12 protein-coding genes are annotated in these 15,332 nt (G+C 72.2%); 8 read left to right on the forward strand and 4 right to left on the reverse strand.

The window, feature by feature from the left end:
* Nucleotides 1-4: 4 nt before the first annotated feature.
* A complete protein-coding gene (locus QC283_RS38505) occupies nt 5-427 on the forward strand; it encodes a hypothetical protein (protein ID WP_279566450.1) in 423 nt (140 codons plus the stop codon).
* 19 nt (nt 428-446) lie between these two features.
* Here QC283_RS38505 and QC283_RS38510 read toward each other — a convergent pair whose 3' ends face one another.
* From QC283_RS38510 to QC283_RS38520, 3 genes are read right to left on the reverse strand one after another with little or no spacing between them, the layout of a single operon-like run.
* Nucleotides 447-893 (reverse strand): HIT family protein, encoded by a 447-nt coding sequence (locus tag QC283_RS38510; RefSeq protein ID WP_279566451.1) that lies wholly within the window; start codon nt 891-893, stop codon nt 447-449.
* A 46-nt stretch (nt 894-939) separates the two neighbouring features.
* On the reverse strand, nt 940-2,652 hold the full coding sequence (locus QC283_RS38515; protein ID WP_279566452.1) for a toll/interleukin-1 receptor domain-containing protein: 1,713 nt from the start codon (nt 2,650-2,652) through the stop codon (nt 940-942).
* Complete coding sequence (locus QC283_RS38520; RefSeq protein WP_279566453.1) at nt 2,649-3,728, reverse strand: toll/interleukin-1 receptor domain-containing protein; 1,080 nt, start codon at nt 3,726-3,728, stop codon at nt 2,649-2,651. Before QC283_RS38520 ends, QC283_RS38515 begins: the two co-directional genes overlap by 4 nt.
* Nucleotides 3,729-4,256: 528 nt before the next feature.
* Here QC283_RS38520 and QC283_RS38525 point away from each other — a divergent pair.
* Genes QC283_RS38525 through QC283_RS38545 form a run of 5 tightly spaced genes read left to right on the forward strand, consistent with a single transcriptional unit; the run spans nt 4,257 to nt 12,168 of the window.
* Complete coding sequence (locus QC283_RS38525) at nt 4,257-5,510, forward strand: FxsB family cyclophane-forming radical SAM/SPASM peptide maturase (RefSeq protein ID WP_279566454.1); 1,254 nt, start codon at nt 4,257-4,259, stop codon at nt 5,508-5,510.
* Nucleotides 5,511-5,514: 4 nt separating this feature from the next.
* On the forward strand, nt 5,515-6,291 hold the full coding sequence (locus QC283_RS38530; RefSeq protein ID WP_279566455.1) for a hypothetical protein: 777 nt from the start codon (nt 5,515-5,517) through the stop codon (nt 6,289-6,291).
* A gap of 24 nt (nt 6,292-6,315) precedes the next feature.
* Nucleotides 6,316-10,224 carry an FxSxx-COOH system tetratricopeptide repeat protein gene (gene fxsT, locus QC283_RS38535; RefSeq protein WP_279566456.1) on the forward strand — a complete coding sequence of 1,303 codons (3,909 nt, stop codon included), beginning with the start codon at nt 6,316-6,318 and terminating at the stop codon, nt 10,222-10,224.
* Nucleotides 10,225-10,252: 28 nt separating this feature from the next.
* Nucleotides 10,253-11,083: a MinD/ParA family ATP-binding protein gene (locus tag QC283_RS38540; protein WP_279566457.1), complete on the forward strand. Its 831-nt coding sequence runs from the start codon at nt 10,253-10,255 to the stop codon at nt 11,081-11,083.
* Nucleotides 11,080-12,168, forward strand: coding sequence for a hypothetical protein (locus QC283_RS38545; protein WP_279566458.1), 1,089 nt, complete (start codon nt 11,080-11,082; stop codon nt 12,166-12,168). The genes QC283_RS38540 and QC283_RS38545 overlap by 4 nt, the downstream gene beginning before the upstream one ends.
* A 70-nt stretch (nt 12,169-12,238) precedes the next feature.
* Here the strand turns inward: QC283_RS38545 and hemE are convergent, their stop codons facing one another.
* Nucleotides 12,239-13,306, reverse strand: coding sequence for a uroporphyrinogen decarboxylase (hemE, locus tag QC283_RS38550; RefSeq protein ID WP_279566459.1), 1,068 nt, complete (start codon nt 13,304-13,306; stop codon nt 12,239-12,241).
* Nucleotides 13,307-13,479: 173 nt separating this feature from the next.
* Between hemE and QC283_RS38555 the strand changes: the two genes are divergently transcribed.
* Nucleotides 13,480-14,157 carry a DUF3000 domain-containing protein gene (locus tag QC283_RS38555; protein ID WP_279566460.1) on the forward strand — a complete coding sequence of 226 codons (678 nt, stop codon included), beginning with the start codon at nt 13,480-13,482 and terminating at the stop codon, nt 14,155-14,157.
* A 324-nt stretch (nt 14,158-14,481) separates the two neighbouring features.
* Nucleotides 14,482-15,144 (forward strand): response regulator transcription factor, encoded by a 663-nt coding sequence (locus tag QC283_RS38560; protein ID WP_003972894.1) that lies wholly within the window; start codon nt 14,482-14,484, stop codon nt 15,142-15,144.
* Nucleotides 15,145-15,332 lie beyond the last annotated feature (188 nt).

Here is a 15,332-nt window from a genome sequence, read left to right on the forward strand (position 1 = left end):
ACCGATGACGACGGGGGACCGTCCGGTGCTGGACGAGGGCCGCGTGAAGCATCTGGAGCTGATACAGATGGTCGTGGCCCGCATGGGCAACAACTCGTTCCTGATCAAGGGCTGGTCTCTGACGGTCACCGGCGCGCTGCTCGCCTTCGCGGTCGGCAACAGCGAGGCGTCCGTCGCGGTGGTCAGCTTCGTGCCCATCGTGGCCTTCTGGTTCCTCGACGCCTACTTCCTCTACCAGGAGCGGCTGTTCAGACGGCTGTACGACCGGGTGCGGCGCCCGGACGCGACCGTGGAACCGTTCGCCATGGACGTGGCGCAGGGCCGGGAGCCCGCGGGAGTGTTGAAGGCCGCCGTGTCGCCCACGCTGTCCTTCTTCTACGGAGGACTCCTCGTCACCCAGGCGTTCGCCCTGCTGTTCGTCGGCTGACGGCGGCCGCGGTCCGGTGTCAGGGCCGCGGCGGGGGCAGTGCCGCGCGGATCCGCCGCACCGAGTCGTCCAACGCGTCCGCGTCCGTCTCCGCCTCCTCGGGCCACAGTCGCGGCATGTGGTCGCCCTCGAACCGGGGCACCAGGTGAACGTGGAGATGGGGCACCGTCTGCGTGGCCGCGGCACCGGAGGACTGGATGACGTTCAGCCCGTCGGGGCGGTGGACGGCCCGCACCGCGTGCGCGACGCGGAGCACCTGGGCGCCCACCGCCGCGGCCGTCTCCTCGTCGAGTCCCCAGATGTCGCTCACGTGGCGGCGCGGCGCCACCAGGACATGGCCGGGATGCACGGGCCGCAGCGGCAGGAAGGCCAGCGTGGCACCGGTGTCGGCTACCAGCCGGGCGGGCGCGGTGCCGGCGGCGATGCGGCAGAAGGCGCAGTCGGCGGCCGGGTGGGGTGATGTCATGGGCCGACCCTAGGCGTTCGGCTACGGGCCGGCCCATGCGGCGGGGTCAGCGGGCTTCGCCGTTGACCTCGGGAAAGGCCAGGGGAAGTTCCATGACCCGCTTCCTGGGGAGAGGGGGCAGCGGTGACTCGGCGGCCTCGACCATGCGCTTGGCGAGGTTGACGACGTAGTCGTGGAAGCGGTCCTTCCGGTGGGCCGTCGACAGGTCGTAGACGTCGTCGAGGAACTCGCCGTCCGGCCCTCCCAGGGCGCGGTACTGGAAGTCCGTGAAGTCCTTCGGCAGCTTGTGGTTCCCCGGTGGTCTGATCCAGAACACGGGCAGGATCGCGATCGGTTCGCTGCCCTCCTCGGCCCCGACCCCGCGGATGCGTTCCATCATCACGGCCCACTCACGGCGGCACCACCGGCTGGCGAAGTAGTCCGTGGTGATCAGCGGCACGAGCAGCCGGGTGGTGCGGATCGCCTCGATCAGCCGCGGTTCCCACTGCGCGCCCTGCCTGGTCGTCCTGTCGATGTAACCCGTGCTCAGCTCGCGTTTTCCGCGCCTGGCGGCAACCGCCTTCTGCAGCGTGTTGTGGAAGGCGAGTGCCTCCTGGGCGTGGTCCTCCCTGTTGACCCAGCTGACGAAGAACAGGCACGACGCCGCGCTCTGGGCCGGGGCCGGAGCACCGATCGGCCGGGGCCGGGCCGGCGGAGTGCCGTTCCACCGTGCGGCCGCCGCCTCCACGATCTCCCGGATGTCGCGGGCCGTCTCCTGGCCGGTCTTCGCCGAGTCGGCGGCCTCTTCGACGGTGGTGGCCAGGGCGCGCAGGAAGTCGGGATTCCTGCCCTCGCCGAAGGCGATGTCCAGGAGCCCGTCCACCCGTTCCGGGATGAAGAGCTCGGCGGACAGCCCCTCGTCCAAGTGGGCGTCGGTGTGTTCCCGCAGCGCCGCGATCCAGCTGCGGTAACTGCCCGCGTCCCGGCACACCGGCGAGCGCAGGATGTGGGTCCGCAGGCTGGTCCGGTCCCGGCCCAGGGCATCGGACCGGCGCGGTGCGGGCACCGGGGTCCGAGGACTGGCCCCGCCCGGCGCGGGCGCCATGCGGACGATTTCCGTCAGGGAGATGAACTCCGCCGGGTTGACGGTGCCCGCGCGGATCTCCTCGGCCACGCGTACGAGTTGGCCGGGGTGCCCGTCGAACGTCTCGGCGAGCCGGTCCGCGTTCCACTGGTCGATCTGTGCCACCTCTTTGAAGATCTTCGCCGCCTCTTCCCGGTCGACCGGGCCCACCCGCTTCCGGGCCCGCTCGTCCCAGGATCCGGTGGCCCGCGAGGTGACCAGGATGCGGGCGTTGCCCTCGGGAAAGTACTCCTGGACGGCGTCGGGGTCCGCGACATTGTCGTAGATGAGCAGCCAGTTCACCGCGAACGGGCCGGTCAGTGGCTCGTCGCGGGCCTTCTCGTAGGCCGCGCGCAGCCGGCGCAGTTCCTGTTGCACGCGCTCCGTCAGCCGGGCCGGGTCGCGCTCCCGGCCGCAGTCGAACATCCAGGCCATCTCGTAGCGCCTGGTGAAGGTGTGGCAGTAGGCGACGGCCAGCTGCGACGTGCCGTATCCGAGCGGGCGGTCCTCGGGGTCGTGGAGCAGGACGGCCTGGTACTCGGCGAGGAGGGTGAACACCTCGGCGATCTCCTCGTCCCGGCCGACGAACGGGGCGACGCGCGGGATGAGGTTCGATATCTCGGGCAGTTCCGTGGTCAGACGGCTGGGCGACGTCACTGGCCGCTCCCCGGGCCCGGGGACCGCCGGGTGACGACCGCGGACACCTCCCGGAGGATCCTCTCCACGGCCATCACGAGGTCCGACCCGGCCAGCATGACCACGTGGGTGTCGCGTACCAGCAGCGGCCTGGGCGCCGTGTCGATCTGCACGAGGACCGGGGGCGGCGACTCGGCGGCCGGCTCGGTGAAGGCGTCCGCCCAGTCGGTGGGCGAGGTGCTGCCGGCGCTGAAGTAGTTGCGGGAGAAGAGCACGAGCAGGCGTTCGGCCGCGCCCCTGGCGCGGGTCACCGCTTCTCCTAGCGTCTCGCGGCCGGCTCTCCAGCGCCGCTGCACGACGTTGTGCCCCCGTTCGCGGAGGGCGTCCTGCAGCCAGTCCGCCCACGGCTGGTCGGCGCCTACGTAGCTGATGGCCACCGAGTGCGGGCCGGGTTCCGTGCCGTCGGACGCCGGGGCGGCGGTCGTGGCCGACGGCTCGACGACCGGCCGCCGGGGTTGCGGCAGCCGTTCGCTGCCGAAGGTGGCGTCCATCGTCAGCGCGTCGGCCATGTCCAGCCCGTCGAGCTCCCTGCGTCCGGCCTCGGCGATGGTTTTGGCCAATTGTTCGACCAGGGCGTAGTAGCGCTCCTCACTCGCCGGGTCCAGCGACGCGGTCAGCGCCTCGAGGCCGTCCGTGCGGAGCCAGTCGAAGGCCCCGGGGAAGGAGGCCGACTCCCGGACCGGCTGCGGCACCTGCGTGTCCGGCACGGGTTTCCAGCACAGCGGGATCAGACAGCTGTGCGCCGACACCCCCCTGGTGTCCTCGTGGTGCCGCGTCCGGGAGCGGAAGACGGCCCACTCGATGCCCGCGCCCCGGTCTCTGAAGTACCGCGGGGAGTAGAGGGCGATCATCACGCCCGCCCTGGTCACCTGGTTCTCACGCGCCGACTCGGGGTCCATCAGGGCGCCGAGGACACCACTGACACCGAACCCCTCCTGGATCCTCAGTTGGTACTCCAGGTCGGTGTGGAAACGCGTGAGCGCGAGCCAGCCGTCGGCACGGACGCAACTCGTATAGAAGAAAGCGGCTGGATCCACGCGCCCCTCACAAACTGCCGCCGTCGGTCCGGCGGTACGGACATTCGCGCAGACTCGGTCACGAGAGAGGTTCGATCGGTCGGCGGCGGCTCCCCTGCGGCCTGTTCCTCGTCCTTCAACACACCCGAGGATAGGCTTGCTTGGCCTGGCTGGGTACACTCACAGGTGTATGAGGGGACTGTTCGGCAGACACGCCGAGGTGCGGCACGGTCGGGGGTGTGCGGTCCGGGGATCCACAGGTCCCGGACTGTAGCAGCAACAGCACAAGTCTCCCCACGCCCCGCCTACTTGACGAGAGCATGCCGATCGCGGTCTCCGAGGGACGAGCGGAAGTCTCGGGGGGAGAACGCGCGATGGCGGGTGAGGCGGCACCGAACACGTCACACGGTCCGGTTTGCCGGGCGGACGATCCGCCCGACCTCCTCCTGACCCACCGTGACCTGCGCCTGCTCCCTCGCACCGCACTGGTCGAGGCGCTGCTCCGCAATGCCGGCGCCGGCGCCGGGCCCAGACGGCCGAGGTGGGAAAGTGCGGTGTGAGATCCCGGACCGTACCGCCTCGGCGTCACACGAACCCGCGGCGACATTCACCCAGTTCGTCGTAAAGCTGCACAGTCGTTGCAATTTCGGCTGCCCCGACTGCTACGTCTACGAGCACCGGGACCGCGGCTGGGTCGACGAGCCCCGCGTCATGAGCCCGGCCGTGATGAGCCGGCTGTCCGCCCGGATCGCCGAGCACGTGCGCCGCCACGTCCCGGAACGGATCCAGGTGGTACTGCACGGCGGCGAGCCCCTGCTGGCCGGCCGCGCCGCGGTGGAGCGGTTCGCCGCCCGGCTGCGTGCCGACTGCGACGGCCTGGGCACCGAGGTCGGCCTGCTCGTGCAGACCAACGCGTCCCTGCTCGACCAGGACTTCCTCGACGTCTTCCTCCGGCACGGCGTCACGGTCGGTGTCAGCCTCGACGGCACCCGCGGATCGCACGACCGGCGCCGCCCCGACCGGGCCGGGCGCGGCACGTACAACGAGGTGGCACGCGGGCTGTCCCTGCTGCGGCTGCCGCGGTACCGGGAGCTGTACGGCGGGCTCCTGTGCGTCGTCGACGCGGAGGCCGATCCCGTACAGACGTACGAGGCGTTACTGGCCCACGAGCCACCCGGCGTGGACCTGCTGCTGCCGCACGCCACCTGGCGGTACCCGCCGCCCCGCCCGCGCGGCGCCGGCCACGCCCCGTACGGGCGCTGGCTCGCCGCGGTGTTCGACCGCTGGTTCGACGCTCCCCGGCGGGAGACGTCCGTGCGCCTCTTCGACTCCCTGCTCGACCTGCATCTGGGCGGCACCAGCACGAGCGAGGTGTGGGGGCCCTACGGGGCCGACGTCGTCGTGATCCAGCCCTCGGGCCTGATCGAGTACAACGACATCCTCAAGACCGTGAGCGCCGACGCCGCGCGGTCCGTACTCCACATCGCCGCGCACGACTTCGACCGCGCGGCCGCGGACCCGGGGTTCGCCGCGGAGCGTGCCGGGCCGGCGGGGCTGTGCCGGCAGTGCCGGACCTGTCCCGTCGTCCAGGTCTGCGGTGGCGGCCTGCGGGCCCACCGGCACCACCCCGGCAACGGTTTCGACAACCCGTCGGTCTACTGTGCCGACCTCCGGTTCCTCATCGACCACGTGCGGGAGCGGATCGCGGACGGCGTCACGGCCCTGCGAGAGCGTCTCATTCCCGGGACGACGCCCGACCGGCCGCCGTCGCCGCCGCTTCGCGAGACGAGACCGGGAGAGTGAGCGCATGACGGCATCGCGCCCGACGGCCGCGCCCTACTACTACATCAGCCACGCGCTGCCGTCCTTGGGCGATCCCTGGCTGCGTGTCTTCCACACCGACCTTCAGGAGGAGATACTGCGGCGCCTCGGTCCGGGCCCGGGCCACACCGGGGTGCTCCCGGAGACGTCAGGCGCCCTCCCGTCGCCGGACGACTGGAGCCCCACCCCCGCGATGCGCTGCCGCGCGCTGGTCGTGCTGCTGACCGAGGACTACTACCGCAACCCCCGCACGGTCCGCGACCTGGCTCTCTTCCGCCGCCGGCTGGTGTGGGACCAGGACCAGACGGGCCGGCCCTCACCCGCCCTGGTGCAGGTCCTGTGGGACACCAGGGGCCTGCCCCCGCAGGAGCCCGAGGCGGTGCTCGCCCCGGTCGGCGACTACACGGCATCGGGTCTCGCCCGGCTGGTGCGGACTCCGCACTCGCGCGGCGGATACCTGCGCGTTCTGCGGGCAGTCGTGGAACGGGTGGTCGCGGGCGCCCGTCACTCGCCTCCCACGATGACCCAGCAGGACCTCAACCTCACAACGACGCCGGGCGAATCGGGAATGCCCCACATTCCCTTCTCGGCCGCTTGTACCGCTCATAGGCAGTTCGCGCCGGTGCGGGTAACGTGGCAGCCAACGCACGCCGTACCACCGTCCCGCCCTGAGCCACCGGAGCGGGAGGCATCCCCGCACAGGTCGTGGTTCTCCCAGCCGGGAGACGACGAACGGCCGATCCTCCGGGGGCCTCACAGCTGACGCACTGACGTTGGAGCGACATCGATGAGCAGCGCCGAGCCGTCGGGTTCCCCTCGAAACCGGAACCGGGCGACCATCGTCACCTTCTACTCCTACAAGGGCGGCGTCGGGCGCACCATGGCGCTGGCCAACGTCGCCTGGGTCCTGGCCGACGCGGGCCACCGGGTACTCGTCGTCGACTGGGACCTGGAGTCCCCGGGGCTGCACCGCTTCCTGCGCCCCTTTCTCCGCGACCCCGAGCTGAGCAGCTCGACGGGCGTCGTGGAGATGGTCCTGGAGTACGGCAGGGCCGTCGAGGCGGCCACGCACGACGGTCTCCCCACAGCACGCCTGGACGAGCTGCTCGAACGCCACACCCAGATGGGCAACCACGCCGACCCGCTCACCTACCGTTTCGCCCGCCCCGAGGGCCGTGTCGACTTCCTGGGGCCCGGCCGGCAGGACAGCTTCTACAGCCGCTACGTGGCGACCTTCGAGTGGGCGCGGTTCTACCAGGAGCAGCACGGCCGGCGCTTCACCGACGCGCTGCGGGAGAACCTGCGCGGCGACGACTACGACTACGTCCTCATCGACAGCCGTACCGGGCACTCGGACAACGCGAGCCTGTGCACACTGGTCCTGCCCGACGTGGTGGTCGTCGGGTTCAACCTGAGCAACCAGTCCATCGAGGGCTCGGCCGCCGTCGCACGCCAGGTGCGGGAGCAGTCCGACGGCCGGATCAGGGTGCTGCCCGTGCCGATGCGGGTGGAGGAGTCCGACCGCGAGCGGGCCGAGCGCCGCCGGCTCAGGGCCCGGGACCAGTTCGCGGGCGCGACCGGTCCGATCCTGCTCGGCACCGAGGAGCAGTACTGGCGCGAGGTGGAGGTACGGCACCTCGCGAACGTCGCCTACGAGGAGACCCTCCTGCCGTTCGCCCTGGAGAAGCACGAGCCGTCCCTGCAGAAGCTGGCGTACGAACGCCTCGCCCAGGAGATCACGGGCGATCCGTCGCTGCGCTTCGCCCCCGTGACGGCCGAAGACCGCGGCCGCTACGCCAGGGAGTACGCCGAGGTACCGGTCCCGCGCCGGACCGTGCAGCTCGTGTACGAGCCCCGGGACCGGGCGTGGGCGGACTGGATCCGCGCCGAACTCACCGCCAACGGCGTCGCCTGCGAGTTCCCGCCGCCCACCGCCGCCACACCGGCCGGTACCGACACCACGGGCGACGTCCTGGTCCTGATGTCGGCGTCGATGGTCTCCTCCGCCCGCCTCACCGGGCTGGCCCGGCGCATGCCGAGGCAGGGCGGGCTGAACAACAGGGCGAGGATCGACGTGGCGTGGCTGGAGGACGTGGAGGTGCAGCCACCGTTCCGGGACCGCCCGGGGCCGAAGCTGTACACCCTGGAGGAGGAGGCGGCGCGCGGCGCCCTGCTGGCACACTTCCTGCCCGAGAGCCGGCCTCCGGCCACCTGGACCGACCGGGCCGGCCGCGGCCCCCGGTTCCCCGGGCGACGCCCCCAGCTGTGGCACGTACCGCTCCAGCGCAACGCCACGTTCCTCGGCCGCGAGGAGTACCTGCGCCGGCTCAGGAACGATCTGCCGCCGGGCCGGGCGGCACAGCCCGTCGTGCTGCACGGGCCGTCCGGAGTGGGCAAGCGGTCGTACGCCCTCGAGTACACGCACCGGTTCGCGGCCGACTACGACGCCGTGTGGTGGATGCCGGCCGGCAGCGCCGGGGGGATCGAGCGGGAACTGGTCCTGCTGAGCGAGCGGTTGGGCGCCGCGCGGCGCAACTCCCCGCGGGCGGTCGACGCCCTGCGGGACATGCTGGAGGACGAGGAGAGCGGTCCGGAGCGCCTGCTCCTCGTGTACGACGACGCGCGTCACCCGGACGCCGTCGAGAGTCTGCTCATCAACAGCCCGCGGGTGCACGTGCTGATCACGTCCGAGTGCCCGGACTGGGGCTCGCCGGCCCGGCGGATCGAGGTGGAGCCTCCGTCCGCGGACGGGGCCGTGCGCTACCTGCTGCACAAGACGGAGGACCTCTCCGTGGACCTCGCGGAGCGGCTGGCCGGCCTGGTCGAACCGCTCCCCCAGATGCTGGACCAGATGGCCGCCTACCTGAACAGCACCGGCCGGCCTGTGGCGGAGGCGGTGGCCGATCTGGAGCGGGGCATCGGGACCCGGCTGGCCGACGGCCTGGACAGTCCGCTGGCGGTGTGGCAGACGGTCGTCGAGGACCTGAACAAGGAGCACCCGGTCTCGGCGCGCCTGCTGCGGCTGATGACGCGGCTGTCGCCGGACGGGGTGGGCTGGGGACTGCTGGAGTCACCGGCCGTCCTGGAGCTCCTCGGGCTGCCCGGGGGCGAGGAGGGCACGCGCCTGCTCGGCTTCGCGGTCCGCGGGCTCACCGCCAGGTCACAGGCGCGCAAGAGCCAGAACGGCAAGCGGCTGACGGCCGCGCGGATAATCCTGGCGGCCCAGCGCCAGGACCTGACCCCGGACGAGGAGCGGGAGGTCGCGGTGGGCGTGCGGCGCGCCCTCGCCGCGTATTCGCCGCCGGACGAGCACGTGGACGACCAGGCCATGGACGCCCGTTACGCGGAACTGGACGCGCACGTCGAACCGTCCGGTGCCGTCGAGGACGACGATCTCGACGTACGCCGCTGGCTGGTCAACCAGGTGCGCTACCGGCGCCGCAGCCAGCGTCTGAACTCCGCGTTCTCGCTGGCGACGACCCTGGAGGCGGCCTGGACCGCCCGTTCGGCCGGGGCGGACCCCAGGGGGCGGCTGCTCCTGCTGCGCCTGCGGGTGGAGCTGGCCAACACCCACACCGACGCGGGCCGGTTCACCGAGGCCAACCGGATCAACAGCGCGGCGCTGGCCGAACTGCGCGCCGTGGACGGGCTGGACGGCGCGTACACCATGCGCAGCGCCCTGGGGCGGGGTGGCGAACTGCGTGCCCTGGGCTGTCCGCAGGAGGCGGTCGCCGAGGACCACTCCACCCGGGAGGTGCTGCGCGCCAAGTCCGGGCCCGACCACCATTTCACCCTGATGGCGTCCAGCAACTTCGGGCTCTCGCTGGCCATGGTCGGTCTCACCGGCGACTCCCTGGAGGTGCACCGGGAGGTGTACGACCGCCGGGTACGGGTCCTCGGCAAGCGGGATCCTCTGACCCTGCGCACCTCGGTCCACGTGGGCACCCGCCTGCGGGAGTCCGGGCAGCTCACGGCGTCGCTGACCCGGCTGCAGGACGTCTACCGGCTGGCGGGCGACGAGGAGGGCGGCTTCGGCTGGTCCGACCTGACCACCCTGCGGGCCTCGACCGCCCTGGCTTCGACGCTGCGGCACATCGCCGTGCTGGACCCCGGCCAGACCGAGGACGCGGCGCGGGGCAAGCTGGACTCCGCCCGCAAGTGCGATCTGCGGGCGAGGGAAGGGTTCGAGGCGTACGGCGGTGAGCCGCATCCCGAGGCTCTGGCGGCGCGCGTGGGGCTCGCCGCCGATCTGCGGCTCCTCGGACGGACGCAGCAGGCCATGGCACTGGCCGAGCTGAACCTCGCCGCCTACCGGAGCTGGGGCGAAGACCATCTCTTCGCCCGTATCTGCGAGATGAACCTCGCTCTGTGTCTGCGCGACGCCGAGCTGGAGTCGGCCGTCGAGCTCAGTGAGCGCGCCTGGCGCGGGCTGCGGGAATGCCTGGACATCGATCCGCATCACCCGTTCGTCCTGACAGCGTCCCTCAACCATGCCAACATGCTTGTCTTCGCCGGCGACTCCGAGGCGGCGCACGAGCTCGACGAGCGTACGCACGAGGGCCTGCTGCGGAAGTACGACGCCGACCATCCCCTCGCCCGGATGGTCGCCTCGCACCTGGGCCGCCGTCCGGACGAACCCGGCCCGCCGGGACCGGGAAAGCGGATCGGCATCGAACTGGACATCCCCTCGATCTGAGGGGCGGCATCTGATGAGGGAGGCCCCGATGGCATCACGGGCGTCGGAGACCGTCGGCGTACCGCACGCGGTGGCGGTGCTGTCCACCTCGCGCGGCAGCGGGGCGACGCTTCTGACAGCGGCGGCGGGTCTGCTCATCGACGACGGGGTGGGGCGACTGGGCCAGTCCGTGATCCTCATGGACGCGGACCTGGACGCCGGCGGTCTCACGGAGCTGACCCGGTCGTGGAACGCGGTGACCGATGCGCCCCTCGACGGGCTCGTCGGCTTCGCCGAGGACGTCATCGGGCTGGAGGAGCGGTCCGTGGCGCGTCGGCTGCGTCATGTGCGGACCGGCGACGGGCCACGCCAGGACATGGTGCTGCTCCCGCTCGGGCCGGGGGAGAAGCCGGGCGAACGCCTGCCGGCCGACGGCACGCTGGAGCTGGTCATCGGCACGGCCACGGAGCGTCTGATGGAGTTGGGCGGCTTCCTGCTCGTCGACTGCGGTGTCGGCAGGACCGCGGCCACGCTGGAGGTGTGCCGCCGTGTCGAGAACCTCGTCCTCGTCGGGCAGCACGAGGCGGCGGACGGCGAGGAGACCGCCCAGCTCTTGGGGTGGCTGGCCGGCCACGGGCTGAGCCGCAAGGTACTCGGCTGGGTGTGCAACAGTCCGCGGGGCGGGTTCGCCGGCGCCGGCGCGGACCCCGTCCGGGCCGGCGCGCCCCTCATGCGGCTGCCCCACGACCGGGCCGCGGCTCGGTCCATCCGGTCGGGCCGGATACCGAGTACGGCGAGTCCACTCGTCCAGGCCCTGTGCGCTCAGCTGCGCGCGAGGTGGCCGGACGTCCTGAACACCGGGGGCCTGGAGGCGAGATGAGCGACGACTGGAGGACAGCGGCGCCGGGGGGCACGGGGGCGGCGGAACCGGCTGCCGGAGCGGGTTCGGGGCCACCGGAGCGGCGGGGCGCGGCGCCCGGCCCCCGTCAGCACCGCGCGGACCACGTCACCGACGACAGCGACGCGTTCATCGACCTGTGCGCGTCCGCGCTGAGCGAAGACGGGCTGCACCATGTCGCGCAGTACCACTGGGGTGTCTTCAACTACTCGGCGGACATCCTGGACCGGCTGCCGGTCCCGACGGAGGGCTCCCCGGCCGCGACGGACCCGGCGGACCGCCGACGGCAGTTCACCCGGGTCGGGCGGCAACTGCACTACGTCCTGGGCCGGATGGACCACGTACTGCGCTCGGTGGACAGCGGCAGGCTCGTCCGCAGTGTCCTGCAGTTCGGCGACGGGGCGGTCTTCCACTACTACTTCCGGTCCGACGAGTACCTGACCGGGTTCTCGCTGCGTGCCGACACGGTCGACGCGGGTGACCGCGCCATGGCCGACCTCATAGCCGCGTTCCGCGAGGAACTCGGCCTCCCGTTCCTCAACCCGGGCGGCTTCGTGACCGCGTCGTGCCCGTCGGCGGCGACGCCCTGGGCCGGCTCCAAGGAACCCCACCTGGTCAAGGAGGGGGACTGGGGCACGCCGGACCCCCCGGTGCTGGCGCGCTGCGCGCGGGCGGTGGCCGTGAACGGTCTGCACTATGCCGGCTACTTCGCCCCGGACACCGGCCACCTCACCGCGGACGTCTTCAACGACCCGGCGCTGGCGGGCTTCTTCCGCACCCTGAGCAGGGACGAACGGCGAACCCGGTACGTGGGACTCGGCGAGCGCCTGCACTACGTCGTGGCCCGCCTCAACCAGTCCCTGCGGGCGGTGGTGCCGGGCCGACTGACCCGGGTCGTCCTGGACGTGGAGGAGGGCGCCCTGTTCTACGCGGACCGGGGCGAGGGCCGTTTCGCGCTGGGGGTCTCGCTGGACGAGAGCCAGGTGGCCCGTGCCGATCGCCGGATGACCGACCTGGTCCACTCTCTTGCGGCCATGACCCGGGAGGAGCGGGACGAGACGCGGTGAGTGCCGGCGCGGGGCGGCCTCCGTGCCCTGACGCCCGGGTCCGCCGGGCCGGTACCGCCCCCGAGACGGCTCAGCGCGCGGTCCGGGTGTGGACGTACTCCACGAGACGGGTCAGCGCGTCCGGTTCGGTGGCGGGCAGGACGCCGTGGCCGAGGTTGAAGATGTGGCCCTCCAGGTCCGCCGCGGCGTCCAGGATCTCGCGGGTCTTGGTCTCGACCGCCTGCCGGGTGGAGAAGAGGACGGCGGGGTCCAGGTTGCCCTGGAGCGCCTTGCCGGGGCCGACACGGCGGGCGGCCTCGTCCATCGGGACGCGCCAGTCGGCGCCGACGACGTCCGCGCCGGCCTCGCCCATGAGGCCGAGGAGTTCGCCGGTGCCGACGCCGAAGTGGATGCGCGGCACCCCGTACCCGGCGATGGCCTCGAAGACCTTGCTCGAGGCGGGCATCACCGAGCGGCGGTAGTCCGCGGGCGAGAGGGCGCCGACCCAGGAGTCGAAGAGCTGGACCGCGCTCGCGCCCGCCTCGATCTGCACCTTGAGGAAGGCGGCCGTGATGTCGGCGAGCCGGTCCAGGAGGTCGGCCCACAGCTGCGGGTCGCCGTACATGAGCGCCTTGGTGTGCTCGTGGTTGCGGGACGGGCCGCCCTCCACGAGGTAGCTCGCGAGGGTGAACGGCGCGCCCGCGAAGCCGATCAGCGGGGTGGCGCCGAGCTCACGGGTGAGCAGGCCGTACGCCTCGGTGACGTAGGAGACGTCCTCGGGGGTGAGGTCGCGCAGCCGTGCCAGGTCCGCCCGGGTACGGATCGGGTTCTCGATGACCGGGCCGACGCCCGGCTTGATGTCGAGGTCGATGCCGATGGCCTTGAGCGGGACCACGATGTCGCTGAAGTAGATCGCCGCGTCCACGCCGTGCCGGCGCACCGGCTGGAGGGTGATCTCGGCGACCAGTTCGGGCCGCATGCAGGACTCGAGCATCGGGATGCCCTCGCGCACCTTGAGGTACTCCGGCAGCGAGCGTCCGGCCTGCCGCATGAACCACACGGGGGTGTGCGGCACCGGCTCACGCCTGCACGCCCTGAGGAACGCGGAGTCGTACGTGGCGGTCGGCTGCTTGCCCGCGGGGCTCTGGTTGGCACTCACACCGGCAAGTCTCGCATGTCGCCGCGAGGGCGCCCGAACACGGGGTGCGACCGCGCGCGGGGGGTGTGGGGGCGCTCACGCGAGGTCGCGCGACACCACGTGATCCGGACATCGCGCCCGCACGCGGGTGTCCCTCCCTGCACCGGGGCGCCGTTCCCTTTAATCTTCCCCGCATGGCTGCGGCTCAGGGACGACTGTCGGACGGCGCTGGCGGAATGGACGAACCGAAGGGTACCGAGGGGGAGGCCCGGCATACGGGGAGTACGGCACCGCCGGCCTTCGCGGCGGCCGTCGAGGCGCTCAGGGCCGCGCGGCTGCGGCCGCAGATCGAGGTGGAGGCGGTGCCCCCGCCGAAGCGGCTCGCACCGTACGCGTACGCGCTGGAGGCCGCGGTCGTCGACGGCGACGACGATCTGGCGGACGGGCGGCTCGTGCTGCTGCACGACCCGGCCGGGCACGACGCCTGGCGGGGCACCTTCCGGCTGGTGACGCTGGTGCGTGCCGAACTGGAGCCGGAGATGGCCGCCGATCCGCTGCTGCCCGACGTGTGCTGGTCCTGGCTCACCGGCGCGCTGCAGGCGCGCGGGCTGACCTACGGGGAGCCCAGCGGCACGGTCACGCGCGCGAGCTCTCACTACTTCGGGGGCCTGTCGGAACGACCGTCCGCCTCGCAGATCGAGATCCGGGCGTCCTGGACGCCGCGCGAGGGTCTGGGCGGCGTCCCGGACACCGCGACGCACCTCGCCTCGTGGTGCGATCTGCTGGCTCAGGTCGCGGGGCTGCCGCCGGCCGCGCCGGGTGACGCGTCGATCGTCACGCTGCCGCAGCGACGCGGCCCGCAGTCGCGCTAGGCCGTCTCTCTCCCCCCACACACACGCGAACACCGCCACACCTCCCGTCCCACATCCTCCGCACCCGGGCCCGGCGCGGCCCGGGAAACGTTCCGTCACTTTGTCGACACGGCCACTTTCGACCCCGTATCGACAAAGTGTGGAACCGTTCGATCTTCGAATGATCGACCGCGTGTCCGAATTGCTCGGATTGTTACTCACCAGATCGTGATCATTCTCTAAAGGCGGACGGGTTCGGTGCCGAAGACGACTGTGACCTTGAAAGCACGGTTCGTCCCGGCTTCAACCCCAGAGCCGGCCCCGTCCCGCACCCCAGGAGGCCTGGTGTCCGTTCTCCTCGAGCAGCCTGCAAGCCTGGTCGCCTACCGCCCGAACAAGCCGACCGCCATGGTGGTCGTGGCCGACCCGCGCGTCCGTTCCACCGTCACCCGCCATCTGTGGGCGCTCGGTGTGCGCGACGTCATCGAGGCCTCGTCCGTCGCGGAGGCTCGTCCCCGCATCGGCAACCCCCGCGACATCTGTGTCGCAGACGTCCATCTCCCCGACGGCTCCGGCCTGACCCTGCTGTCGGAGACCCGCGCCGCGGGCTGGCCCAACGGCCTCGCCCTGTCCGCCGCCGACGACATCGGCGCCGTACGCAACGCCCTCGCCGGCGGTGTCAAGGGCTACGTCGTCACCGGCACCCGTACCAACGTCGGGCTCCCCACCCGGCCGGGCGCCGCCCCCATCGGCGCCGCCGCCGCCCGCCTGCACCGCCGCCCCCCGGGCGCCCCGAGCCACCCGGGCGGCTACCGCGAGCTCTCCGGCCGCGAGGTGGAGGTACTGCGACTGGTCGCGGAGGGCCAGTCGAACAAGGCGATCGGCGTCTCGATGGGCCTGTCCGCCCTGACCGTCAAGAGCCACCTGGCCCGCATCGCCCGCAAGCTCGGCACCGGCGACCGCGCCGGAATGGTCGCCGTGGCCCTGCGCACGGGGATCATCCACTGACCGCCCCCGACCCGACCGCTCCCGCGCCTTCCCCGCCCCCGTTCCGCTTCTCCGCCCCAGCTTCCCCGCCCCCACTCCCCTTCTCCGCCCCGCTTCTCTCCCCCTCCCGCCTCCCTTCCTGTCTGCCCGTGAAGCCGGTCTTTCACTGACCTGACTGGTTTACGACCCCCCGGCCCCCCGCCGCCGCC

Origin of the sequence: Streptomyces sp. DH41, assembly GCF_029813785.1 — a bacterium.
Taxonomy (GTDB): Bacteria; Actinomycetota; Actinomycetes; order Streptomycetales; family Streptomycetaceae; genus Streptomyces.